Genomic DNA, 23,546 nt, shown 5'->3' on the forward strand with positions numbered 1-23,546 from the left:
TTAATTTCCCCCTACAATTTCTCTCAATTTTTCTTCAATCACATGTATGTCATCACCTTGAAGTGGACGTGGATCGATATCAAAGAATCCTTGTCTTACTCCGTAATCACGTGTGTAGATTGCAATTTCTCCTTCGCGTAATGCTGTCACAACGTCTTTTGCCGATTTATTTAACTCTTTTTCGTTAATATGAATACGTGCTCTAAAGATTGCTCTTCCCGCTTCATCTTGAACGATTGTTACATTTACACCGTTTAATTCTTTTAGCGGCATAAGTACTTGTAATAACTCTTTTTCTTGCTCACTCTTATCTTCTTTTACTCCGTACTCATCAAGTGCTTGAAGTAAACCAAAAGTTGTTTCTTTCCCAACTTTCATGCTTCTTCCAATGCAATGTAATTGCACTTTCAGCCACTCAATATATTTTCGTTTCCCGCCAACAATACCAGAAGTAGGCCCTTCAATTGCCTTTGAACCACTATAAATGGCAAGGTCTGCATACTTCACATATTTTTGAATATCTTCTTCAGCTGCCGCATCCACGATAAGTGGTACGTTATTTCTTTGCGCGACTTCCCATGCTTCTTCAACAGAAATCATATTTTTTTGCACGGCATGATGCGATTTCACATATAGAATCGCTGCTGTATTTTCACCAATTGCATCTTCAATATGCTCTGCTTTCCCTTCATTTGCGTAGCCAACTTCTACAAGTTTTCCTCCGCCTAAATAAATCATCGTTTCAACTGGAGCACCGTATTGAACGTTATGACCTTTTAACATGATCACTTCGTTTTTCGCGATTACCTCTTGATGAAGTCTTTCACTTTTACGGCGATTTCCTTCAGTAACGATACCAGCAATAGAAAGCGCAATTCCGCTCGATGCTGAATTCACAACGACCGCTGCCTCTGAATCTAGAATTCTTGCAATATGGTCTCCTGCTTTATCTACTAAATCAGCAATTTCCACATAATTTTGTCCCCCATGTTTCATCGCATCCATAACTGTATCTGTCGGAGCAGATACACCTAAAATACTCATTCTACCACTCGCATTAATCACTCTTTTTAATCCGTACTTAGCATTCAATGAATGACCCATTAATTACAACCCCTTTCGTATCAATTCTTCTTTCAGCAATGCGCTGATCCCCTTCTGAATCTATTAACGTAACCTTCTCATCTTTCACCGTAAATAAAGTTAAGTTTGCAATATCTCCTTCTTGAATGCGGCCAAACTCTGGTTTTTTCAGCCACTCTGCTGCATTTTTCGTAACCGCGTCAATTACTTCTTCTAGCGGATAACCTAAGTAAAGGAATTTCGAAAGAACGTGAGCCATACTATACACGGGACCGTGCACGCGATTCTTCCGGTAAATATCTGTACTAATTGTATTAAAAGCAATATCGTGACGCTTTGCGGCCTCTGCTACTTTAAATGAAAAACTAGCATTACCATGTCCAACATCTAAATGCACACCGCGATTCACTGCATCTAGTAATACAGGTAACGGTTTACCTTCTTCATCAAATAAATTATTTTCTTTCCCGTTTAAGTAATGTGTAATGACATCATCTTTTTCTAAAAGAGGTACAACTTCCTCAATGTGAGGAGGCGCTGAACCGATATGTACCATAATCGGTAATGATGTTTCGCGAGATAAAGAGCGCGCTATATGAAGCGGTTCAATTCCACTATCACAAACGACACTTTTACTCATTCTCGCTTTTAACCCAACGATTACATCTTTATAATTTTCTACTGCTTCTATTACTTTCTCTTTATCGATCCATTCCATATTGGATAATTCATCAATTCGTTTCAAACCGATGCGAGAAATATTTAAAAAGGCAAATAAATTCGTTTTTGCCTGCTCTCTACTTTTTACTAAATCTGCAATGCGATCAGCACCGCAACTACCCGCATCAACAATTGTCGTTACCCCTTGCTTAACGCCAATTTCATCAACCTCATCGCCATACGGATCAAACTCTGGAAAAGCGTGAACATGCAAATCAATCCAACCACTCGATACGTAAGTACCAGAGTAATCAAGAACCTTTCCACCCTCACCAACACCAGCTTTCGTCACCTGTGCGATTTTATTATTTTCAATTACAATGTCAATCTCTTCCCCGTTCACACGTTTCACATTACGTAGTACGAATCGTTCTGTCATTGTACTTCCACCCTTTTCTATAAGAAGCCATAAGAATGCGCTTACATTAAAGTTTCATTTTATGTCTCTTTCACACGTTTAGCGTAACATAAAAAAAGGAAGAAGTAAATATAACGTTATAATGTTTAAAAGTAAATCAAAAGATGCTCCTTCAAAATGCTAATAGTATAGGAATTTATATCAACGATTCGACAAGGAATATCGATTTACAGACAAGAAACGTCAATTCCTTTCTTATATAAGAAAAGGCTGTCCCAAATGGCACAGCCTTTTTCTCTATTCCTGAACCGTCACAATAACCCCATCCATATTGTTCCCGGAAATTGCATACTGCTTATTTGCTGGAACATTCACTTTCATATTCCCAGAAACTTTATAATAAGAAACAGTATATTTCTTACCTTCTACTTCAGTTGAAATCTCTTTTTCCTCTTTTAAGAACTCTAAATATTCCTCTAGTGTGAAATTCTTTTTTTGCATAATTGCGCTATGAGGTAGGCCGACATAACGGATATGCCATGGCTCATATTGAATTCCAGTAATGTTACTTTTATTTTTCGGATAACGTAATATAAAGCCATGCTTCCATACGTTCTCTTCAATCCATTTTCCTTCAGGCGCTTTCTCCATTTTCTTTTGAGTAGACCCAATGTCCAGTGATAATCCTAAATTATGTTCACTGTATCCTGCTGGAAGTGCATAATCAGATCCCATTTTTTCATATAACTGTTTTTGCTCTTGGAAATCTCTATAGCCACTACTAATCAAAAAATGGTTAACACTTTCTTTTCCAGCCGCATCGACAACGTTCAAAAACTTTTTCACAACATCCTTTGATAAACGAAGATTTCTATCAAATATTACATAGCCTCTCACTAATTCACTATTATGATTTACATTTATAATATCAGACCTAATAATATCTTTTTTTACTGGATAATCCCTGTTAACTAATAATAAATCGCCCTTATAAATTTGTTCCTTCGTAATCTCTTTCCTCTCGTTGTTTGCCGCCTTTACTAGCTCATCTTTTCCGACAATTTTAACATCGATTTCCTTTTGAAATAACGGTGATATATAAACGCCTACACATACTGTGCATGCTATAAAAAAAGAAATAAATACCCACTTTTTCATTTCTATTTCCTCCTTAACGTAACTTACGTATAGAATAGAAAAAACTATTAAAATAAAAAGTGGGGTAAAGTTTAAATTTTTATTAAATTGTTACATTCTCGTCTTTTGGCAATCGTACTTCAAATATCGTTCTAACTACATTGCTTTCAGCAGAAATCGTACCGTTATGCTGCTCGACAATATTTTTAGCAATGAATAATCCAAGTCCCGTCCCGCCACGGTTCTCTGACCTTGCTTTATCACCTGTATAAAACATATCAAAAAGATACGGTAAATCTTCTTCCGGAATGCTATCTCCGTAATTCATAATTTGTACGACAACTTCTCCATTATCAACATACCCATTCATATCAACAAATTGCCCATCATATCCGTAACGTACGGCATTTGTTAACAAGTTTTCAAATACTCTAGCTAGCAATTTTCCATCACCGTGCATCGGTAAATGAGGATCCACATTCAATCTTGCTTCTAAATGATGTTTTTCTAATAACGGATACAATTCCTCCTCTAGCTGTATAAGCAACTCACTTATATCAATCGGCTTTTTATCCAGCTTTAGCATGCCATAATTCATACGTGTAATTTCGAATAGCTCATCAATTAAACTTTCCAGTCTTTGCGATTTTGTATATGCAATTGTGGAGAAATGTTTAATTTGTTCTTTTGTTAAATTTTCATCTTTAAGAATTAAATCTAAATATCCTAACACGGATGTTAACGGTGTTCTTAAATCATGAGCTAAATTCACAACGAGCTGATCTTTACTACTTTCAGCAAAATCTCCTCTTTCCACCGCTTCTTTTAACTTTTCACTCGCAACATTTATTTCATGTGCGATATCTCCAAACTCATCGTTTGATGAAATGCGCACTTCATTTGAAAAATCTCCGTTCGCCAAATGATGAATCCCGCTTGAAATCTCATCAAAGTATTTTAAGTATGGTTTAGTAAGGAAGAAGAAAAACATAATGGATAGCGGGATGAAAAGAATTAAAAAGAAATTAACATCCCCAATTTGTTTTATCATGAACCGCACTTGCGCTAACGGATCCTCATAACGAACGACTAATTTGTAATAAATCCGTAACCCTTGATAAATGATATACGTTACGCCACCAGCAAATATCATACTTAACGCAAATAGCATAACCATCTTCGAACGAAAACTTCTCATCTTTTTAGCCATTGAAAGTATACCCTACTCCCCACACTGTTTTTATTAACTTGTCCTTTCTTTTATCTTCTCCAAGTTTTTTCCTCAATGTACGAATATGTACCATAACTGTATTTCCGCCTTCATAATAATCATCCGCCCATACTTGCTGAAAAATATTTTCCACATTGTACACTTTCTTCGGATGGCTCGCTAATAAATATAAAATATCAAACTCTTTCGGTGTTAATTCAACTTGTTCTCCGTACACATTTACCGTTCTTCGCTCCGGATCAATAACGACTCCGCCTACCTCTAAAGCTGATTTATTCTCCGCTACTTTCGGCTGATTTAACGTAAGAAATCGGCGTAATTGTGCATTTACACGTGCAACTAATTCAATCGGTGTAAAAGGCTTCGTCATATAATCATCTGCGCCTAATACTAAACCTGTCACCTTATCAAAATCAGACGTTTTCGCACTTAAGAAAATGATTGGCATATGATGCTTCGCACGAATTTGGCGCGTCACTTCATACCCATCCATTTTCGGCATCATAATATCTAAAACCACTAAGTCGATTGGCTGCGTTTCAATAACATGAATTGCCTCTTCTCCATCAGCTGCTTTCACGACGTGGTACCCTTCTTTTTCTAAATGTATCTCAATTAAATCAGCAATTTCTGCCTCATCATCCGCTATTAAAATTGAAATGCGCTTCATTTTACTCCCCCTTTACCCCGCTATTTGCGGGCAGTAAGACTCCCACCTCAAAATTCGGGTGAATCAAAGAAGTTAGGTGGAAGATCAACTGCCCATAAAAGCCCGATTGGTTCAACTAATAATCAGTGGGGATGCCCCACTGATTAAAGTTTCACTTTATACGCTCGATTGTAAACTAGTCTATCCAATTTGTACAATAAGAAAAGGCTACTCACGGGAGTAACCTTAGTAAATAAAATTATATCGACCGTAACTCAAATTATATTAGCGATTATTGAAATATATCGACTTACCGACAATTAACGACGAAATTCGCCCGCTATTTTAAAGACTCAATTTACCGCTCCAAAGCAAGCCGCTGCTTCGTAATCTCCGCCAGCCTTCCGCGATCTACTTCATACTCAGCTTCAACACTTTGCGGCACCATCACTTTCCCGCTCTCAAGCATCACTTCCGGCGAAATAATATCCCTCTCCCAGTGCCTACTAGAAGCAGATATATCACCTGGAATCGTAAAGTTCGGCAGTGAAGCAAGGGCAACATTTTGCGCTCGTGAAATCCCCATCTCTACCATACCGCCGCACCAAACTGATATGTTATGCTCCATGCAATAATTATGGATTTGAACCGATTCTGTTAATCCGCCCACTCGCCCTGGTTTAATGTTCACAATTTGGCAGCTACCAAGGGTAATCGCAACGCGTGCATCTTCTAAACTATGAATACTTTCATCTAAACAAATGGGCGTTTCAATTTTCTTTTGCAACTCCGCGTGATCAAGAAAATCATAATCGGCTAACGGTTGTTCAATCATCATTAATTGGAATTCATCTAGTCGTTTCAGCCTCTCCGTATCCCCTAATGTATATGCTGAATTTGCATCTGCCATTAGCGGGATATGCGGAAACTCTTTTCGAATCTCTTTCAATAATTCGTAATCATGCTCTGGCTTTATTTTCACTTTAAAACGCTCGTATCCTTCTTCTGCATACTTCTCGATTTGTTTTAACATAACTGGAATCGTATTAAGGCCAATTACAACGCCGACTTCAATTTCATGACTAGTTCCGCCAAGTACTGTCGCTAGCGATTTCTTTTGGCGCTTCGCATATAAATCCCAAACAGCCCCCTCTATTCCGGCCTTTGCCATTCGGTTTCTCTTTATATGTTGGAACAAACCAGGTACTTCATTCGGATGAGAAATCTCCGCCTTTAATAAATCCGGTAATAAAAAATCTTGAAGTACATGTAGCGCTGTCTTCACTGTTTCTTCCGTGTACCACGGTTCAGAAAACGCAACGACTTCGCCAAATCCAATGTATCCGTCCGTATCTTCTAATTCAATGACGATACTTTCACGCTTTTCATACGTCCCGTAGCTTGCAGCAAACGGGATTACGAGTGGCATTTCCGTTATATGTAGCGTCGCTTTTTTTATTTCCACCTACATCTCCTCCACTAATTGTCTTAACTCTCGTCTTAACAATTTTTTCGAAGCGTTTCGTGGTAATTCCTCTAAGAAACATGCTTTTTTCGGCACTTTATATTTCGCTAATTTCTCCTCGCAAAAATGAAGAATTTCTTCTTCTGTTACTTCTCCATTTTTTACAACAAAAGCAGCCGGTACTTGTCCCCATTTATCGTCAGTCATCCCGACCACACCTGCTTCCGCAACCATCGGATGAGAAAGCAACACTTCTTCAATTTGAGCCGGATATATATTCTCTCCGCCAGAAATAATTAAATCACTGCGTCGATCTAATACGTATAAAAATCCTTCTTCGTCTAAATAACCGAGGTCACCAGTATGAAGCCATCCGTTTTGAATTGTTTCGCGCGTCGCATCTTCGCGGTTAAAATAACCGCCTGTTACGTTTGGTCCTTTTACTACGATCTCACCTTCCGCAAATGGCGACACTACTACGCCATCTTTTTCAATACGGAGTTGGCACTGAAATAGTGGTTTTCCGGCTGATCCTACTTTCGTTAACATGTAATCAGCTGATAACGTACAAATTTGTGAAGACGTTTCTGTCATACCGTACGTTTGATATACAGGAATTCCTTTATCTACACACGTTTCTAATAGTGGTTTCGGCGCTGGTCCTCCACCAAGTAACATGCATCTTAAAGAAGATGGGTATGCCCCTTCTCCAAGTCTCTCTAATAAATCAGTCAACATTTTAGAAACGACAGAAATAATCGTAACGCCTCTCGTTTGAAGTGCTTTATGAATAAAATCAGCATCATATTTCGGAACGAGTAAAATGCGCATGCCATACATAATATTTTTCATTAAAAGAGATAGCCCGCCAACGTGGAACATCGGCATACAAGCTAACCAGCAATCGTCATCACGAAGGCCTAAGTTAAGCGCAGAGCCAACCGCGCTTGACCAGTGATTCCCGTACGTTAAAATAACGCCTTTCGGTTTCCCTGTCGTCCCAGACGTATAAATAATTGTCATCGCTTCTTCTAAAGAAAACTCTTCTTGTATAGAGGCTTCCTCTTTTGGTCCATTCATCACTTCGGCGAATGAATATACAGGAATATCTTTAGCCTCAAAATCTTGATCCGTCACTAAACAAATAACTTCAGCATCATCCATTTGCCAAAGTAGCTCTTCTCTTGAAAGACGCGTATTTAAAAGCACAGCTACTGCACCTACGTAAGATAGGGCGTGAATAACTGTAATCATCCCCATACCATTTTTCATCAGAACAGCCACCTTTTGCCCACGCTTCACTCCAACATGCGTGAGGTGTTCACAAACAGATACTACTTTTTCATGCAGCTGCATAAAAGTAACTTTCTCTTCCTCTATTTCAATTGCAGTGCGATCTGGTGTTAAAAATGCACGTTGCATTAACCAATTTGGCATCGTCTCCATCATTCATTCTCCTTTCATGAAAGAAAGAGACTTGATATGACATCAAGTCTCTTAGTTGTTTTGTTTCCGGTTAATCTCATCTAGTTACAGCGGCTAGAACAGTCGGTCGTTTCACGCCTTCCTACGAGGCAAAAAGCGCCTCTTCGTCAGGAGTTCCAACGCCCTCTTGTTCTAAGCAAGCTGCTTCCGCTTTTGGTTTCATCTAGCTACAGCAGCTAGAATGTTCGGTGGCTTCACTTCTTCCTAGGAGGCAAAAAGCGCCTCTACGTCAGAAGCTCCATCCCCCTCACATTCTGAACGAGCTACTTTCGCTTTTGGTTACATCTAGCTGCGCCTCCTAGCCCCTTCCGTCTAAGAACCTTCCGCACGAGAAAGTAAAAAACACTTTCTGTGCGAAAGAACCTTAGCCAGCGGGGCTAAGCAGTCGGCTCCGCTTTTGGTTTGATCACGGGAAACGAGGGAATTGACCGAAGTCCGGACTGCGTTTTTCTTTGAATGCGTCGCGACCTTCTTTTGCTTCGTCAGTTGTGTAGTACAATAACGTTGCATCTCCAGCTAGTTGTTGAATACCAGCTAGACCGTCTGTGTCTGCGTTGAATGCAGCTTTTAGGAAGCGAAGTGCCATTGGGCTGTTTGCTAAAATTTCTTCTGCCCATTGTACTGTTTCTGCTTCAAGTTGTTCTAATGGTACTACTGTGTTTACTAAGCCCATATCAAGCGCTTCTTGTGCGTTATATTGGCGGCATAGGTACCAAATTTCGCGAGCTTTCTTGTGTCCTACCATACGAGCTAAGTAACCAGCTCCGTATCCACCGTCAAAGCTTCCTACTTTAGGACCTGTTTGTCCAAATACAGCATTGTCTGCAGCGATTGTTAAATCACATACGATATGAAGTACGTGTCCTCCACCGATTGCATAACCTGCTACCATTGCGATAACTGGTTTAGGAATTGCGCGAATTAGACGTTGTAAATCTAATACATTTAAACGAGGGATTTGGTCGTCACCTACATATCCACCATGACCGCGAACTTTTTGGTCGCCGCCAGAACAGAATGCACGTCCACCTTCACCTGTTAAAATGATAACGCCAACATTTGCATCATCACGAGCATGTGCAAAAGCGTCGATTAACTCCATTACCGTTTTAGGACGGAATGCGTTATGTACTTCAGGGCGGTTAATCGAAATCTTTGCGATACCATTGTATGTTGAATAAATAATATCTTCGTAATTGCCTTCTTTTACCCATTCAATAGCCATTACAACTACCTCCTTGTATATTTCTGATCTCCTCTATAAGTGTAACTTCATTCTTAACTGAAAAAAGCATCACTGCATAGTTTTTAGAAATCCCTTTACTATTGTATCAAACTTTTCCGGTTGTTCCACATGAATTGCATGGCCAGCACCATCAATTTTGACAAATTTCGCGTCAGAGACGCATTTTTCGATGTTTTTTAATATGCGAAAGAACTTTTCATCATGCTCCCCGTTCATTAAAAGAACAGGCATTTTTAAGTTTTGCAGCTCATTCCACCAAGAAGGCTGAGCCCCTGTTCCCATGCCGCGCAAGCTATTTGCGAGCCCTTTTGGATTGTTAGCAAGTCTTTCTTTTCGCACTGCTTCTTGTACGTTTTGTTCTAAACTTTTTTGCCTTTCAAATAGCGGAATATTTTCCCACATTGTTACAAAACTTTCGATGCCTTCTCGCTCAATTTTGTGAGCAAGTCGCTCATCTTTTTCACAGCGTTCTTCCCGCTCATCTTCCCTTTCAAGCCCAGCTGTACAATTTTCTAATAAAAGAGAATGTACATATTCTGGATATAGACATGCCATCGTAATTGCCAGTCTACCGCCCATTGAATAGCCGAGTATGTGCGCTTTTTCAATATGAAGATAATCTAGTAGTTCTTTCATTTGCAATGCTACATTTCGAATATCATAATGCGTCACATCTTCAGGGCTTTCTGTTTTTCCGTGCCCAACAATGTCTACTAAAATGACTTGAAATTGCTCGCTCCAAGAAGGAACGAAAGAACGCCACGTTTCCATGCTTCCCGTAAAACCATGAAGAAGTAGAAGTGGTTCCCCGCTTCCGACTACTTCATATTCATACGATACACCTTGCAGTGTTACGTTCATTTTGATTCACCTTGCAACGATGCAGTAATTACGTCCTGCGTTTTTGCCCATAATTTACGATGCAATGTTAAGTTTTCATCACGGTTCGTACAAATTTCTACAACGTGTAAACCTTCCGCCCTTGTTCCTTTTTGTACCTCTTCTCGGAATTGCTCCCAACCATTTACACGACTAAATGAACCGCCATACATTTTGACAACATGTTCATAATCAAGCCCAATCGGTGTTCCAAATAACGATTCGAAGTGTTCCTTTTTCTCATATTGTGGTAAGAATGAGAAAATACCGCCACCATCATTATTTACAACGACAATCGTTATATTTAATTCGTGTAATTTTGCTGCTAACAGTCCATTTAAATCGTGATAAAATGATAAATCACCAATCACTAATACAAGTGGGTCACAAATAACGCTCGCTCCTAGAGCTGTCGAAATGATTCCATCAATACCATTTACACCGCGGTTTGCCATCACATGGATGTTTTTATCCGATGTGAAGAAGAATGAGTCTGTATCACGAATTGGCATACTATTGCTCGCAAATAATGTTGCGTCTTCTGGTAATACGCGCACAATATCTGTAATAACCTTTCCTTCAAATGCAGTTTCATATGTTTCCATTTCACGAAGCGTTTCCTTCGTTTTTTCGTTTATATGTTGCCACATTCGGAACCAATCATTCTTTTTCATAACTGGCATTTTTTCTATTAATGCCTTGCAGAATTCAATGTCACTTGCTTGCACAACTTCTGTCGCAACAAGAGCTGGGTCTCTCCATTGTCCTGATTCATCGACAACGATATGAACTGCTTTCGTTTGTTTTTTTATGAACTGCGTTAACGATTTAGAAACAGGCATACCACCAAAGCGAATTAAAACATCCGGTTTCCATGTTTCTTTTAACTGTTCATTTCGTAAAAATGTATCATAACAGTCAATTACCATCGTTTTATCGTGGTGTCCGCTACGAATATTAGAAAGTGGGTCTGCTAATATAGGATAGCCAGTTTTTTCAGCTAATTCTACCGCAAACATTGCGATTTCTGCATGACTATCATCTCCACAAATAATAAGCCCCTTTTCCATATGTGAAAGGCGCCCTACAAGAGAATCTACATATTCACTCGGCATCACCGCGTTTCCTTGTTGAACTACTCCTGTATATTCACTACGTCCTTTATCCCATAAGCTTTCTAGTGAGAAATCAGGTATAAGTGGCTCGCGAACTGGAAAATTAAGATGAACAGGACCCTGCGGCGCTAAACAAGCATTTGCTATCGTGCGCTGCGTCGTCATACGAGCATAATGATACATCGTTTCACTTGCTTCTGGCAGTGCCATCTCTGTAAATTGTTTCACAAAAGTACCGTATAAATTAAATTGATTCATCGCTTGTGGTGCACCGACATCTCTTAATTCATGCGGCCTATCTGCCGTTAAGACGATAAGCGGCACTCGTGAATGGAAAGCTTCACATACAGCTGGATAGTAGTTCGCTGCTGCCGTTCCTGACGTACATAATAATGCAACCGGACGTTTTTTCGCTTTTGCGATACCGAGCGCAAAAAATCCTGCAGATCTTTCATCTACATGTAAATATGTGTTCATTCCTTCGTGTTGTTCCATTAGTAGAGCAATCGGCGTTGACCGTGAGCCTGGACTAATGACAACATCACATACATTTAGACGCGTCAGTTCATCCACGAACGCGCCTAAATAATATGATAATGCTTCTATATGATTGTTCATTTCATTAATTCCTCCAAAGCACCAAGCATCGGTCTAAACTTCAAACTTGTTTCTTCATATTCAAGTTGCGGTACTGAATCAATTACAATCCCGCAACCGGCAAATAAGGATGCCTTCTCGCCATTTAATAATCCGCAGCGAAGTGCAACCGCAAATTCACCATTTCCTTCATCATCTATCCAGCCAATCGGTGCACCATATAATCCTCTATCTAGCAATTCAACATCACGAATTAATTTCATCGCTTCTAAACGAGGTGTCCCGCCAAGAGCTGGTGTTGGATGTAATTCTTCTACCATCGTTAAAAGACTCGCATCGCCTTTTGCCTCTACAGGCGTATATAAATGAATTAAATTTTTCGTTGTTAATAAACCTGGACTTTCTGGAATATTAACGTATTCGCAGTGCTCATTTAATACCGACCTGATCATGTTCACAACATAACCGTGTTCAGCTAAATTCTTTTCATCATGAAGAAGCGCATCACTATTTCGCTTACTTTCTTCTATAGATTGACCATGACCAGTTGAACCAGCAAGACACATTGAAGTAAACTTCTCATCTTCTTTGCGAATTAATCTCTCTGGCGTCGCTCCTAAGAAGCATGCTCCTTTATAATCAAAAGAAAATACGTAACAATCCGGTTGCCCAATGCGAAGTGCTTCTAAAACAAGCGCAGAATCAATATGATGATCCATCTCTACTTTTAGCTCCCTCGCTAATACAACCTTCTGCACGTTCCCCTGCTTCATCTCATCTTGCACTTTCTCAATAGCCTTCATCCAGCCTTTCGGATCCACTTCTACTTTAGAAGTAGCTGTTAATTTCGATCCTTGTAGTGCACATTTACTCTTCTCAAAAATTTTCTCTTCTAAAGAAACAATTTCGTTATAAAGAGTTTCTGCACAATCTGTTGCTGAAACGAATGTATTCATTGTTAACCATGCTTTTTCATTTTTTACAGTTAATAAAAATGCTGGTAGTGAAAATGTCGTATCATCAAATTCTTTCCATAAATCTGTTTTCTCTTTTTCTTGGTCAAATGAAAACCCGCCAAATAAAAGAGGACCTGTTCCAAATTCGTATTTTTCCCTTTGTACAAATGCTTTCTCTTTTACTTTATCCCACTCGTCACGAGCAGTTTGAAAGCGTTTGTGAGAAGCAGTTGCTATAGTGAAAACAGAACCAATTCCAGCAAATATTACATGCTGAGCTGGGTCTGCAAAATAACATCTATTTTCGAATGCAATCCTTTTTCCTGCTGCATAAAACAGAAGCGGATCCATCCAGTCTATTTGTTTTACGAAGCTCACCAATATTTTTTCATCAGTTGCACGCTTAATGGCCGCACTTAGAACTTCTTGCAAGCCTATTTGTTTCGTTTGAATCACAATTGTCTCCCCCCTATGGGCGAAAAATAGTCATAATTACGCTTGATTTTAAGATACACCTCAAACGAAAGGCCTGTCAACGTTTAGCATTTCTGAGAAATTCACCTTCTCTTCCTAGAAAATAAACGTTGACACTAAATGATGCTTTTTCTACACTTAGTTGTGTACAATATGTGACCAAAGGAGGATTCAACATGGAAATGAACGTCAAAACGAATTCCTCTCCTACGGCGCCAAAGCCAAGTAAGCAAACAGGCTGGCGCATTTGGTGGAGTTTACTACGTCCCCATACATTAACAGCAGCTTTCGTTCCTGTTTTCATCGGAACAGCCTATGCAATGCAGGTCGGAGGTATAAATCAAATACATCTCCCTCTTTTCCTTATAATGCTTCTTGCTTGTCTTCTCATTCAGGCAGCAACAAACATGTTTAATGAATACTTTGATTATAAAAGAGGGCTCGATCACGAAGGTTCAGTCGGTATCGGCGGCGCTATCGTTCGCGATGGCATTCAGCCAAAAACAGTGCTTAACTTAGCATTTGGATTTTTCGGCATCGCAATACTATTAGGTGTTTATATTTGTATGAATTCTAGCTGGTGGCTTGCTGCAATCGGTCTTGTTTGTATGGCCGTTGCTTACCTTTATACAGGCGGCCCACTTCCCATTGCGTATACACCATTTGGAGAGTTAACAGCCGGATTGTTTATGGGTGTCATTATTATCGGGATTTCATTCTTTATTCAAACTGGGGCTGTAACATCGGAAGTCATTTTACTATCTATTCCAAGCTCCATTTTAATTGGTGCCATTTTACTAGCGAATAACATCCGTGACTTAGATGGCGATAAAGAAAACGGTCGTAAAACGTTAGCCATTCTCGTTGGACGTGAAAGAGCCGTTGGTGTACTCGCTTCTATGTTCATCGTTTCCTATATTTGGACAATTGCTTTAATTATCGTGGGCATCGTATCACCATGGATGCTTATCGTATTTTTAAGTGCACCGAAAGCATTTAAAGCGACGAAAGGCTTTATCGGCAAAAGCATTCCAATGGAAATGGTACCTGCGATGATAGCAACAGCAAAAACAAACACAATCTTCGGTCTCCTCATGGGAATCGGATTATTACTTGGATATTTCCTTTAAAAGGAGCTGCTAATGCGGCTCCTTTTTCATATACCAATTTCAGCTCATAATTCCTCCTCGCAACGCTCATACTATGTAAAGAAACTGAATTGTAGGAAGGTGGACGACTATGTTAACTCCACAACAAATAAATCAATTTAAATCCGTTTTAGAAAAGCAAAAACAAGAACTAGAGCAAACGATACAAACACATGAAAATGAAGATCGTGCATCTGAACGTGATTCCGTTGGGGAATTATCTAGCTACGATAATCATCCAGCTGATATGGCAACAGAGCTATATGAACGTGAAAAAGACTTCGGGCTTATTGAACTTTGGCATAAACAACTAGCGGATACGAAACATGCCCTGCAAAAAATAGAAGCAGGTACGTACGGCATTTGCGAAGTGTCTGGCGAAGAAATTCCATTTGAAAGATTGGAAGCAATGCCGACTGCTACAACATGCATCCAGCACGCGACAAATAAGTTAAATATGAATACACGACCAGTTGAAGAAGAAGTGTTATCCCCTTCTTTTCACAAGCATGATGAGGATCATTCTGTTGAGTACGATGCGGAAGATGCGTGGCAAGATGTCGCAAATTACGGAACGTCTGAAACACCGTCCGATTTAGAAAGACAAGATTCAAAAAACTATAATGGCATGTACGTGAATAGTGAAGAAAACGTAGGCTACGTGGAGGATTTTGAAAACTTTATCGGTACGGATATGTACGGGAAAAACCCACAAGTTTTCGCTACAGAAGAGCATGAAGAATATGAACAAATGCTTGATGATTTTGAAGAACGTACCTTCAAAGGTGAATTATCTTCAAATGAGTCGAGCTCCAAAGAATAAAAAAAAGCATTCCGAAAATCGGAATGCTTTTTATCGCTAGCTAATTAGTTTTTTGTAACGTTAGCAGCTTGTGGTCCACGGTTACCTTCAACGATTTCGAAAGAAACTTCTTGACCTTCTTCTAAAGTTTTGAATCCGTCACCTTGGATAGCTGAGAAGTGAACGAATACATCGTCTCCACCTTCAACTTCGATGAAACCGAAACCTTTTTCGCTGTTAAACCATTTAACTTTACCTGTTTGCATGTCATGTACCTCCTAAATAAAAATGAAACTATGAATCCACATGAAAAGGTGGATATAAAGGACATGAATGTATAACAAGCTTACAGCCTTTAATTCAACGTGCTTTATTTCCGTACCACATTATGTAGCTCAATAGTGATTTCACTATATCACGCTATATCCAAAACGTCAAATGAGAACACTTTCATTCCACCATTTTTTTATAATTTTAATATAATGTTGAATTTCCATATTCATATTTTATCCCGCCATTTGCGGACAGCTCAATTGGTGGGAGCTGATAATCAGTTTCGATACTCCCACTTTATTTAAAAATTAACAAAACTAAAGTATTCTAATCCTGTTAAATTCTGTACAATATAAGTATCTATTACATACGAGGTGAAAAAAAATGAGAGCACACGAAATCGAGTATAAGTTATACGGCGATGATATGCAGTTTGTTGAAATTGAGTTAGATCCAGAAGAAAGCGTGATCGCAGAAGCTGGCGCAATGATGATGATGGAAGATTACATAGAAATGGAAACAATCTTCGGTGATGGTTCTGGCCCATCTGGAGGTTTATTCGGAAAATTAATGGGCGCTGGTAAGCGTCTCGTTACAGGTGAAAGCATGTTTATGACTGTATTTACAAATACAGGTCACGGCAAGCGCCACGTATCATTTGCTGCCCCTTATCCAGGTAAAATTATTCCTGTAGATTTAACAGAATATCAAGGAAAAGTAGTTTGTCAAAAAGATGCATTTCTTTGTGCAGCAAAAGGCGTTTCTATCGGAATCGAGTTTACGAAAAAAATCGGAACTGGTTTCTTCGGCGGTGAAGGTTTCATCATGCAAAAACTCGAAGGTGATGGACTTGCTTTCATGCATGCAGGCGGAACTGTATATAAGCGTGAACTAAAACCTGGTGAAAAACTTCGCATCGATACAGGCTGTCTCGTTGCCATGACAAAAGACGTTAACTACGACGTCGAGTTCGTTGGAAAAGTAAAAACAGCTCTATTTGGCGGTGAGGGTTTATTCTTCGCAACGTTAGAAGGACCTGGAACAGTTTGGATTCAGTCCTTAACACTTAGCCGCTTAGCAGCACGCCTGACAAGCCCAGCAGCGCAAGGCAGCGGTGAAGGTAGTGTATTAGGTGGACTTGGTCGTTTATTAGATGGGAAAGAGTAAACTGTGCCCTTATGTGGGCATGGCAATCAACTAATAAAATAATAAAATTAAAACACCCTTGCTTGCAGTAATTGAAGTGAAAGGGTGTTTTAATTTACGTCTACAAACGAGAAAAAGCAGTTAAAATAAAGTAATAAGGTTTACTTCAGGAAAATAAGGTATATTATATTTGTTGAATAGATTCTCTTTAGAGACAAGAAAAGTAGGTGAACAAAGTGGGAAAATATCAATTGGATTCCAAAAGTCAGGTAGCTGTGGCAAAGTTTCATGAAAAACAGAAGCCTGCCAAATTTGATAAAAAGCAGCAACTTGAAAGATTGCGTACGGAGTATTTGAAAAAGAAGCAAAAACAAACAGATAAATAATATGTTTTATTTTCCGAATTTTTTCTGTATGTAACGCAAACAAACACAAGAAAATAGGTAAGTTATTCATCATTCAAATATATACAGGCTATTTTTTCAAACCTCTTACTTATGCAACTAACGCATGCGTCAGTTCATTAAGAATAACTAAAAAAGTCGATTCCTTGAGATGAAAAAGAGTAAACAGTGCCCTTATCAGGCACTGTTTTATTTTGACATTATAATTTCCTCCACTGATTTAGGTAAGCGATACAAGCTATTCCCCACCTCCAAAAGAATGAATCAAGTTCCTCACCGCATATATTAAACTATACCTTTTCTTAAGGAGGGCTACCTTAATGCGTACTCCTTTATCCTTTGATAAAGAAACTGCCATACTGTTAGCTTCTTGTTGTGAGTTAACGTATGAACAATATAAACAAAATGGTATTTTCGAAATACCAGATGGTTTTCAATATGTACAAGGTTTTCAAGGAAAGGCCATTCAAACAACAGAATGGTTCGGATTTATATTAGAATCTGAGGATACAATTATCGTTGCCTTCAGAGGCACTCAAACAGATCCAGATTGGATTATTGATTCTCTCGTCAATCAAAAACCTTATCCTTATGCTTTAAATGGCGGAAATGTCCATAACGGTTTTCTCTCTATTTATGAGTCTTGTCGTGATTCTATTATGGATATGCTCGTATCATTGCCAGCACATAAAAAACTGCTAGCTACTGGGCATAGTCTAGGTGGCGCGCTTGCCACATTACACATATTAGATGCACGTATAAATACTGCCTTCGCACAGTATGGACTTTATACATTCGCTTCTCCAAAAGTAGGAGATATCGCTTTTCGAAATTATTATAAACTACAAGTAGCTAGTAGCTTTCGTTTCGTCAACTTATTCGATGTCGTTCCACTTCTCCCTCCCCGAAATATAAATTTTAATGATCATGATTGGGAGTATGCACACGTCCATCACAACATGACATTTACAAAAAACACAAAATCCATTACAAATAATCATTCCATTACAACATACAAAACATGTCTGACTTCTCATTTTTAACCAGTAAACAATTGGAAATAAAATATTCGTATACTATAATAATGTATGAAGTTATTTTTGGATGAGGGGACCTTACATGTTAAAATTTATCTTAGCATTTTTTCTTATTGTAATTTTTACGGTTACAGGTTTCTTTACATTTTCATACTTTGCGACAGGAGAGTATGATGGGGCAGGTATCATATATACCACTGTTCCATTTCTTTCTTAAGCAAAATAAATAAAACGAGCTTAATTTTATTAAGCCCGTTTTATTTATTAATATCCATTTTTGTTGGTAAATCGATAATATATCTCCCAATATAGCAACCTCTTTAAAACTGTTTAACTGCATTACCGATATCCCAAATTTCATTACTATACTGCAAAATCGTTCGATCGCTCGCAAAATGACCAGACTGTGCAATATTTAAAATCGACATTTCTAGCCACTTCGTTCGGTTCTCATAAGCTCTACCGACAGCTTCTTGCCTTTCCGCATATGGACCAAAATCTCGCAGAACGAAATATTCATCATTTTGAATAACGAGAGAATCGTAAATCGCCTCAAATTCAGCACCCGATTGTGCAAAGAAACCATTCGTTAATTGATCAACTACTTTTTTAATGTGCCTATTGTGGTGATAATAATCACTTGCACGATATCCACCATTTTGATAGTAATGAAGAACCTCTTCCGCTGTTAAACCGAAAATGAAACAGTTATCATCACCGACCCGGTCTTTTATTTCAATGTTAGCACCGTCTAGCGTTCCGAGTGTAATCGCGCCATTCATCATAAATTTCATATTACCTGTTCCCGATGCTTCTTTACTCGCCGTTGAAATTTGTTCACTTACATCCGCCGCTGGGAATATATCTTCCGCTAAAGAAACTCGATAGTTTTCTAGAAAGATAACTTTCATATATTGACTGACATACGGGTCATTATTTACTTTTCTTGCGAGTTCATTTATTAATTTAATAATTTTTTTCGCGTAATAATAGCCAGGTGATGCTTTCGCTCCAAAAATAAAAGTACGCGGATAAAATGTAAAACTAGCATCCTCTTTCAAACGGTTATACAAATATAAAATATGAAGAACATTTAATAATTGTCGCTTGTAAGCATGTAGTCTTTTTACTTGTACATCAAAAATAGAATTAGGATCAATTGTAATCCCCATTTTATTATGAATGCGCGCCGCTAAAATCTCTTTACGCTCTTGTTTTACCTCTGCAAATTTCTCTTGGAAACTCGCATCGTATTGAACTAATTGTAGCTCTTGAAGCTTAATCGGTTCTTTCTTCCACTCTGTTCCAATCGCCTCTGAAATAAGATTTGTTAACTGTGGATTTGCTTTCATAAGCCAGCGCCTATGAGCAATTCCATTCGTTTTATTATTAAACTTATCTGGATAAAACTCATAAAACAATCGCATTTCACGTTGCTTTAATATTTCCGTATGAATTTTTGCAACACCGTTTACACTATGGCTACCGACAATTGCTAAATGAGCCATTTTCACAAGATCATGCGCAATAATCGCCATCTCTTCAATACGATGCCATTCATACGGATAACGTTCCCAAAGTTCATGACAGAAACGTTCATTAATCTCTTCAATAATCATATAAATTCTCGGTAATAACGGTTTAAAAATGTGAATTGGCCACTTCTCAAGTGCTTCTGATAACGTCGTATGATTCGTATAAGAAATCGTTTGCGTCGTTATGTGCCAAGCTTCTTCCCATGCTAGTTTTTCTTCATCTAATAAAATACGCATCAGTTCTGGAATCGCCAAAACTGGATGTGTATCATTAATATGAATCGCAATTTTCTCATGTAATTGACGAAGGTCACCATATCTTTCTCTATGCATTCGAACGATGTTTTGCAAACTTGCTGATACGAGGAAATACTGTTGTTTTAAACGAAGTATTTTTCCCTCATCATGCGTATCATCTGGATATAAAAACTCCGAAACAGCTTCTGTTTCGCGCTTATATTTCAATATGTCTTTGCAGTTTTGCGGGAAAGGAACTGGTTCAGCATTCCAAAGTCTAAGTGTATTTACAGTACTCGTCTCATAGCCAACTACCGGCACATCATATGGCACGGCCATAATGACTTCTGCATTTGTATGCCTAAACTCTAAACGCCCGTCAATTTCTAGCGGTTCAACACTGCCGAAATAACTTACTTCTACAGCTTGATCATGCCTTCTTACTTCCCATACGTTTTCATGAAGAAGCCACTGTTCTGGAAATTCAACTTGATAACCATCAACAATTTTCTGATCAAACAAACCATGTTTATAACGAATTCCACAGCCGTGTCCTGGCAAGTTTAAAGAGGCAAGTGAATCGAGAAAACAGGCTGCTAAGCGTCCAAGCCCACCATTACCAAGGCCTGCATCTGCTTCCACTTCTTCTAACTCTTGTAACGAAATCCCTAGTTCAGATAACCCCTGCTCGCATACATCTCGAATACCTAAATTCAAGATGTTACTTCCAAGCAAACGTCCAAGCAAAAACTCAATAGACAAGTAATACATTTGCTTTTGCTCTCCGGATCGATAACTCTCGTTCGTTGCAATCCATTGACTATTCATATACTCACGTACCATATGGCCGAGCGTATTATATTGATCACGAGTTGTAGAATCTTTAAAACTTTTACCATACATCGTCTCTAACTTTTCTAGAAAAGTTGATTTAAAACTTTCAACATGAGTAAACATTTTTTCACCACCTACATGTTATTCCATGAGACTTTTATACAATTCCTTATAAGCAAGAGCCGATTGCTCCCAGCTATAATCTTCAGTCATCGCTTGTTTTACAAGCTGCTCCCACACTGGTTTATCGTGATAGAATTCAATCGCACGCTGAATCGTATGCAGCATGTCATGTGCATTAAAGTTCATGAAACTGAAACCATTTCCTTCGCCTGTTTCTTCATCATAAGAATGTACCGTATCGTTTAATCCACCTGTTTCTCTTACAATTGGAATCGTACCGTACGCTAATGCGATAAGTTGTCCAAGTCCACACGGTTCAAACAGTGATGGCATTAAAAACAAATCGCTTCCCGCATACACTTGGTGAGCTAATTCTTCATTAAATCCGATATAAACTTTTACCTTCTCCGGATACTCATATGCCATCCACTCAAAGAATTGCTCATATTCCGAATCACCTGAACCTAAAATAATACATTGTACATCTTCTTCCATTATTTCGTGGAATACAGTACGTACTAAATCAAGACCTTTTTGCTTCGTTAATCTCGTTACCATTGAAATAATTGGTGTATCCTCTTTTTCTGGCAAACCAAAATAACGCTGCAAAGCGCGTTTATTTTCACTCTTTTCATATAATGAATCTGCATCATACTGCGCCTTAATATACGAATCCGTTTCTGGATTATATACGCTGGTATCAATGCCATTTACAATGCCGCTAAGCTTATCATTATATTTTCGCAGTAATCCATCTAACTTCTCACCAAAAAATTCATATTGAATTTCTTCCTTATACGTCGGGCTCACCGCTGTAATTTGATCCGAAGCGATAATACCGCCTTTCATAAAGTTCACATTCCCATAAAACTCTAGCTGCTCACTATGAAAATATTCATCACCAAGCTCTAACAAGTCGTACATCACTTCAGGAGGAAATACTCCTTGGAACTGCAAGTTGTGAATTGTATATACCGTTTTAATACGCTCATATAACGGGTTATCTTGATACTTTTCACGAAGTAAGAAATTAACCATAGCCGTATGCCAATCGTGGCTATGAAGAACATCCACTTCAAAATCAAGGTGCGGAATACACTCTAACACCGCTTTTGAGAAATAAGAAAAACGCTCTCCGTCATCATAATGACCATACAGAGAATCTCTCTTAAAATAATATTCATTATCTATTAAGTAATACGTAATTCCGTCTTGCTCACCTTTTAAAATTCCACAATATTGATTTCTCCACCCGAGCGGGACATTAATTACTTTATGTAACGTACATCCATCCCTTAACTTTGGCGGAATAAGACTATAATTCGGGAGTATAATGCGAACGTCCACCCCTAATTTTTTTAGCTCTTTTGGGAGCGCACCTGCTACATCAGCTAAGCCTCCCGATTTAACAAATGGTACACATTCTGATACTGCAAATAAAATATTCACTTGTTGTCCCACTGCACGAAAAGCTTATACTACTTCCCTTGCAGCTTCCTCCCTTCGAGTTTTCATTTGAATTAAAACTTTAATCAGTGGAGGAAGACCCCCACTGATTCTTTTAAGAATAACTATTAATCGTACTGTTTTGAACGCTTCCTTTTTCTACAACGTATGGCTCATCAGCGTTTCCTTTTAGTACAACACCGTCACCAATTTTCACGTCTTTATCAATAATAACACCGTCTATTATACAGTTATCTCCAATTTGGCTCTTTTGCATAATAATACTGTTACGAACAATGGAACCTTTTCCAATTTTAACAGAACGGGAGATAACACTATTTTCTACTTCGCCTTCAATAATACTGCCGTTTGCAATCATTGTATTTTTCACGGCTGCACCTTTTAAGTAACGAGTTGGTGGTTCATCTTTTACTTTCGTAAAGATCGGTGCTTCTTTCTTAAATACTTGCTTCCAAATAGCAGGTTGCAAAATTTCTAAGCTATGTTTATAGTAACTTTCAATCGAATCAATAATCGCTACATATCCTGTATGCTCATAAGTAGCAATATGCAGTGATTTTCCGCGCTTTTCTCTCACCACATCGAATAAGCTATATTGCTCCAAATCTTTATATGACTCAAATAAATCTAACAATAATTTTTTCTTTAACACGTATGTTTGAAGCGAAACCCCTTCATGGCAAACTTCCGTAATATCAGCTGCCGTATGTATATGTCGCTCTAACACCGCCTGGAAATTCAATGCTGTTACGAGATGGCTATTCGTAATAACGACGTATTCTTCTCTAGCTCTTAGAAAATAATCAATATGTCTTCTAAAATGTGCAAAAGATCCAAATTCATCTTGGTCACATTGGCAATTTGGTGGGAATAAAAACAGTCCGTCTCTTTTTCTATCTAAATCCCACTGCTTTCCTGAACCAACATGGTCCATTAACGAGCGGTTTTTATGACTTGTAAAAACTGCCACACTATGAATATTAGAATTCACCATATTTGAAAGCATGAAATCAATGAGTCGATAACGGCCCCCAAACGGTAACGCCGCTAGTGAACGATGCCCTGTTACTTTCTTTAAGGAAGGAAAACTTCCCGTTGCATTAATAATTCCTAACATTTTTTCTCCCATTCATTTCATCCCCCTT

21 protein-coding genes are annotated in these 23,546 nt (G+C 38.5%); 6 read left to right on the top strand and 15 right to left on the bottom strand.

Going from position 1 to position 23,546, the window contains the following annotated elements:
* The 11 genes from ACTFRH_RS26245 to ACTFRH_RS26295 all read right to left on the bottom strand — a co-directional run bounded on the left by ACTFRH_RS26245 (nt 1) and on the right by ACTFRH_RS26295 (nt 13,377).
* Nucleotides 1–1,104, bottom strand: coding sequence for a DgaE family pyridoxal phosphate-dependent ammonia lyase (locus ACTFRH_RS26245; protein WP_000510103.1), 1,104 nt, complete (start codon nt 1,102–1,104; stop codon nt 1–3).
* Nucleotides 1,082–2,182 (bottom strand): amidohydrolase/deacetylase family metallohydrolase, encoded by a 1,101-nt coding sequence (locus ACTFRH_RS26250; protein ID WP_000139978.1) that lies wholly within the window; start codon nt 2,180–2,182, stop codon nt 1,082–1,084. The genes ACTFRH_RS26245 and ACTFRH_RS26250 overlap by 23 nt, the downstream gene beginning before the upstream one ends.
* 276 nt (nt 2,183–2,458) lie before the next feature.
* The gene (locus ACTFRH_RS26255; RefSeq protein ID WP_440048830.1) at nt 2,459–3,319 is read right to left on the bottom strand and encodes a M15 family metallopeptidase; all 861 of its coding nucleotides are present in this window, start codon (nt 3,317–3,319) and stop codon (nt 2,459–2,461) included.
* A gap of 82 nt (nt 3,320–3,401) precedes the next feature.
* On the bottom strand, nt 3,402–4,508 hold the full coding sequence (locus ACTFRH_RS26260; protein ID WP_001085277.1) for a HAMP domain-containing sensor histidine kinase: 1,107 nt from the start codon (nt 4,506–4,508) through the stop codon (nt 3,402–3,404).
* The gene (locus tag ACTFRH_RS26265; protein WP_000822498.1) at nt 4,501–5,199 is read right to left on the bottom strand and encodes a response regulator transcription factor; all 699 of its coding nucleotides are present in this window, start codon (nt 5,197–5,199) and stop codon (nt 4,501–4,503) included. Before ACTFRH_RS26265 ends, ACTFRH_RS26260 begins: the two co-directional genes overlap by 8 nt.
* 337 nt (nt 5,200–5,536) lie before the next feature.
* Nucleotides 5,537–6,643: an o-succinylbenzoate synthase gene (gene menC, locus ACTFRH_RS26270; protein WP_000403288.1), complete on the bottom strand. Its 1,107-nt coding sequence runs from the start codon at nt 6,641–6,643 to the stop codon at nt 5,537–5,539.
* Entirely contained in the window at nt 6,644–8,089 is a 1,446-nt protein-coding gene (locus ACTFRH_RS26275) for an o-succinylbenzoate--CoA ligase (protein ID WP_440048831.1), read from the bottom strand.
* Nucleotides 8,090–8,534: 445 nt separating this feature from the next.
* On the bottom strand, nt 8,535–9,353 hold the full coding sequence (gene menB / locus ACTFRH_RS26280; protein ID WP_000963875.1) for a 1,4-dihydroxy-2-naphthoyl-CoA synthase: 819 nt from the start codon (nt 9,351–9,353) through the stop codon (nt 8,535–8,537).
* A gap of 69 nt (nt 9,354–9,422) precedes the next feature.
* The gene (gene menH / locus ACTFRH_RS26285) at nt 9,423–10,235 is read right to left on the bottom strand and encodes a 2-succinyl-6-hydroxy-2,4-cyclohexadiene-1-carboxylate synthase (protein ID WP_001103374.1); all 813 of its coding nucleotides are present in this window, start codon (nt 10,233–10,235) and stop codon (nt 9,423–9,425) included.
* Nucleotides 10,232–11,986, bottom strand: coding sequence for a 2-succinyl-5-enolpyruvyl-6-hydroxy-3-cyclohexene-1-carboxylic-acid synthase (menD, locus tag ACTFRH_RS26290; protein ID WP_001059227.1), 1,755 nt, complete (start codon nt 11,984–11,986; stop codon nt 10,232–10,234). The genes menH and menD overlap by 4 nt, the downstream gene beginning before the upstream one ends.
* The gene (locus tag ACTFRH_RS26295) at nt 11,983–13,377 is read right to left on the bottom strand and encodes an isochorismate synthase (protein WP_000616716.1); all 1,395 of its coding nucleotides are present in this window, start codon (nt 13,375–13,377) and stop codon (nt 11,983–11,985) included. Before ACTFRH_RS26295 ends, menD begins: the two co-directional genes overlap by 4 nt.
* Before the next feature lie 194 nt (nt 13,378–13,571).
* Here ACTFRH_RS26295 and ACTFRH_RS26300 point away from each other — a divergent pair, with 194 nt between their 5' ends.
* Both ACTFRH_RS26300 and ACTFRH_RS26305 read left to right on the top strand, forming a co-directional pair.
* Nucleotides 13,572–14,525: a 1,4-dihydroxy-2-naphthoate polyprenyltransferase gene (locus tag ACTFRH_RS26300; RefSeq protein ID WP_000425763.1), complete on the top strand. Its 954-nt coding sequence runs from the start codon at nt 13,572–13,574 to the stop codon at nt 14,523–14,525.
* A 109-nt stretch (nt 14,526–14,634) separates the two neighbouring features.
* Nucleotides 14,635–15,366 (top strand): yteA family sporulation protein, encoded by a 732-nt coding sequence (locus ACTFRH_RS26305; protein WP_000957367.1) that lies wholly within the window; start codon nt 14,635–14,637, stop codon nt 15,364–15,366.
* Nucleotides 15,367–15,410: 44 nt separating this feature from the next.
* On the opposite strand, the gene cspD is transcribed toward ACTFRH_RS26305, so the two are convergent.
* Nucleotides 15,411–15,611: a cold-shock protein CspD gene (cspD, locus tag ACTFRH_RS26310; RefSeq protein WP_001193054.1), complete on the bottom strand. Its 201-nt coding sequence runs from the start codon at nt 15,609–15,611 to the stop codon at nt 15,411–15,413.
* Between the two features lie 391 nt (nt 15,612–16,002).
* Here cspD and ACTFRH_RS26315 point away from each other — a divergent pair, with 391 nt between their 5' ends.
* From ACTFRH_RS26315 to ACTFRH_RS26330, 4 genes are all read left to right on the top strand, one after another.
* Nucleotides 16,003–16,785 (top strand): TIGR00266 family protein, encoded by a 783-nt coding sequence (locus ACTFRH_RS26315; RefSeq protein WP_001201258.1) that lies wholly within the window; start codon nt 16,003–16,005, stop codon nt 16,783–16,785.
* Nucleotides 16,786–17,015: 230 nt separating this feature from the next.
* A complete protein-coding gene (locus ACTFRH_RS26320) occupies nt 17,016–17,150 on the top strand; it encodes a hypothetical protein (protein WP_440049330.1) in 135 nt (44 codons plus the stop codon).
* Nucleotides 17,151–17,488: 338 nt separating this feature from the next.
* A complete protein-coding gene (locus ACTFRH_RS26325) occupies nt 17,489–18,211 on the top strand; it encodes a lipase family protein (protein WP_001260134.1) in 723 nt (240 codons plus the stop codon).
* A 76-nt stretch (nt 18,212–18,287) separates the two neighbouring features.
* Nucleotides 18,288–18,422, top strand: a complete 135-nt coding sequence (locus tag ACTFRH_RS26330) for a hypothetical protein (protein WP_000911085.1) — start codon at nt 18,288–18,290, stop codon at nt 18,420–18,422.
* Between the two features lie 103 nt (nt 18,423–18,525).
* On the opposite strand, the gene glgP is transcribed toward ACTFRH_RS26330, so the two are convergent.
* From glgP to glgD, 3 genes are all read right to left on the bottom strand, one after another.
* The gene (glgP, locus tag ACTFRH_RS26335; RefSeq protein ID WP_000494102.1) at nt 18,526–20,934 is read right to left on the bottom strand and encodes a glycogen phosphorylase; all 2,409 of its coding nucleotides are present in this window, start codon (nt 20,932–20,934) and stop codon (nt 18,526–18,528) included.
* 18 nt (nt 20,935–20,952) lie between these two features.
* Nucleotides 20,953–22,383: a glycogen synthase GlgA gene (gene glgA, locus ACTFRH_RS26340; RefSeq protein ID WP_002164217.1), complete on the bottom strand. Its 1,431-nt coding sequence runs from the start codon at nt 22,381–22,383 to the stop codon at nt 20,953–20,955.
* Nucleotides 22,384–22,495: 112 nt separating this feature from the next.
* Nucleotides 22,496–23,530 (bottom strand): glucose-1-phosphate adenylyltransferase subunit GlgD, encoded by a 1,035-nt coding sequence (gene glgD / locus ACTFRH_RS26345; protein ID WP_000504137.1) that lies wholly within the window; start codon nt 23,528–23,530, stop codon nt 22,496–22,498.
* Between the last annotated feature and the right edge of the window lie 16 nt (nt 23,531–23,546).

The sequence above is a fragment of the Bacillus cereus group sp. MYBK216-1 genome, assembly GCF_051916495.1.
GTDB lineage: Bacteria > Bacillota > Bacilli > Bacillales > Bacillaceae_G > Bacillus_A > Bacillus_A thuringiensis_K.

What these genes read in the sequence shown, in the direction of transcription:
- menH (WP_001103374.1), bottom strand. Translation starts at nt 10,235, where the DNA reads ATGAACGTAACACTGCAAGGTGTATCGTATGAATATGAAGTAGTCGGA.
- ACTFRH_RS26265 (WP_000822498.1), bottom strand. Translation starts at nt 5,199, where the DNA reads ATGAAGCGCATTTCAATTTTAATAGCGGATGATGAGGCAGAAATTGCT.
- ACTFRH_RS26260 (WP_001085277.1), bottom strand. Translation starts at nt 4,508, where the DNA reads ATGGCTAAAAAGATGAGAAGTTTTCGTTCGAAGATGGTTATGCTATTT.
- ACTFRH_RS26250 (WP_000139978.1), bottom strand. Translation starts at nt 2,182, where the DNA reads ATGACAGAACGATTCGTACTACGTAATGTGAAACGTGTGAACGGGGAA.
- glgP (WP_000494102.1), bottom strand. Translation starts at nt 20,934, where the DNA reads ATGTTTACTCATGTTGAAAGTTTTAAATCAACTTTTCTAGAAAAGTTA.
- cspD (WP_001193054.1), bottom strand. Translation starts at nt 15,611, where the DNA reads ATGCAAACAGGTAAAGTTAAATGGTTTAACAGCGAAAAAGGTTTCGGT.
- ACTFRH_RS26275 (WP_440048831.1), bottom strand. Translation starts at nt 8,089, where the DNA reads ATGGAGACGATGCCAAATTGGTTAATGCAACGTGCATTTTTAACACCA.
- menB (WP_000963875.1), bottom strand. Translation starts at nt 9,353, where the DNA reads ATGGCTATTGAATGGGTAAAAGAAGGCAATTACGAAGATATTATTTAT.
- ACTFRH_RS26325 (WP_001260134.1), top strand. Translation starts at nt 17,489, where the DNA reads ATGCGTACTCCTTTATCCTTTGATAAAGAAACTGCCATACTGTTAGCT.
- ACTFRH_RS26315 (WP_001201258.1), top strand. Translation starts at nt 16,003, where the DNA reads ATGAGAGCACACGAAATCGAGTATAAGTTATACGGCGATGATATGCAG.
- menD (WP_001059227.1), bottom strand. Translation starts at nt 11,986, where the DNA reads ATGAACAATCATATAGAAGCATTATCATATTATTTAGGCGCGTTCGTG.
- ACTFRH_RS26330 (WP_000911085.1), top strand. Translation starts at nt 18,288, where the DNA reads ATGTTAAAATTTATCTTAGCATTTTTTCTTATTGTAATTTTTACGGTT.
- ACTFRH_RS26255 (WP_440048830.1), bottom strand. Translation starts at nt 3,319, where the DNA reads ATGAAAAAGTGGGTATTTATTTCTTTTTTTATAGCATGCACAGTATGT.
- ACTFRH_RS26245 (WP_000510103.1), bottom strand. Translation starts at nt 1,104, where the DNA reads ATGGGTCATTCATTGAATGCTAAGTACGGATTAAAAAGAGTGATTAAT.
- ACTFRH_RS26300 (WP_000425763.1), top strand. Translation starts at nt 13,572, where the DNA reads ATGGAAATGAACGTCAAAACGAATTCCTCTCCTACGGCGCCAAAGCCA.
- ACTFRH_RS26305 (WP_000957367.1), top strand. Translation starts at nt 14,635, where the DNA reads ATGTTAACTCCACAACAAATAAATCAATTTAAATCCGTTTTAGAAAAG.
- glgD (WP_000504137.1), bottom strand. Translation starts at nt 23,530, where the DNA reads ATGGGAGAAAAAATGTTAGGAATTATTAATGCAACGGGAAGTTTTCCT.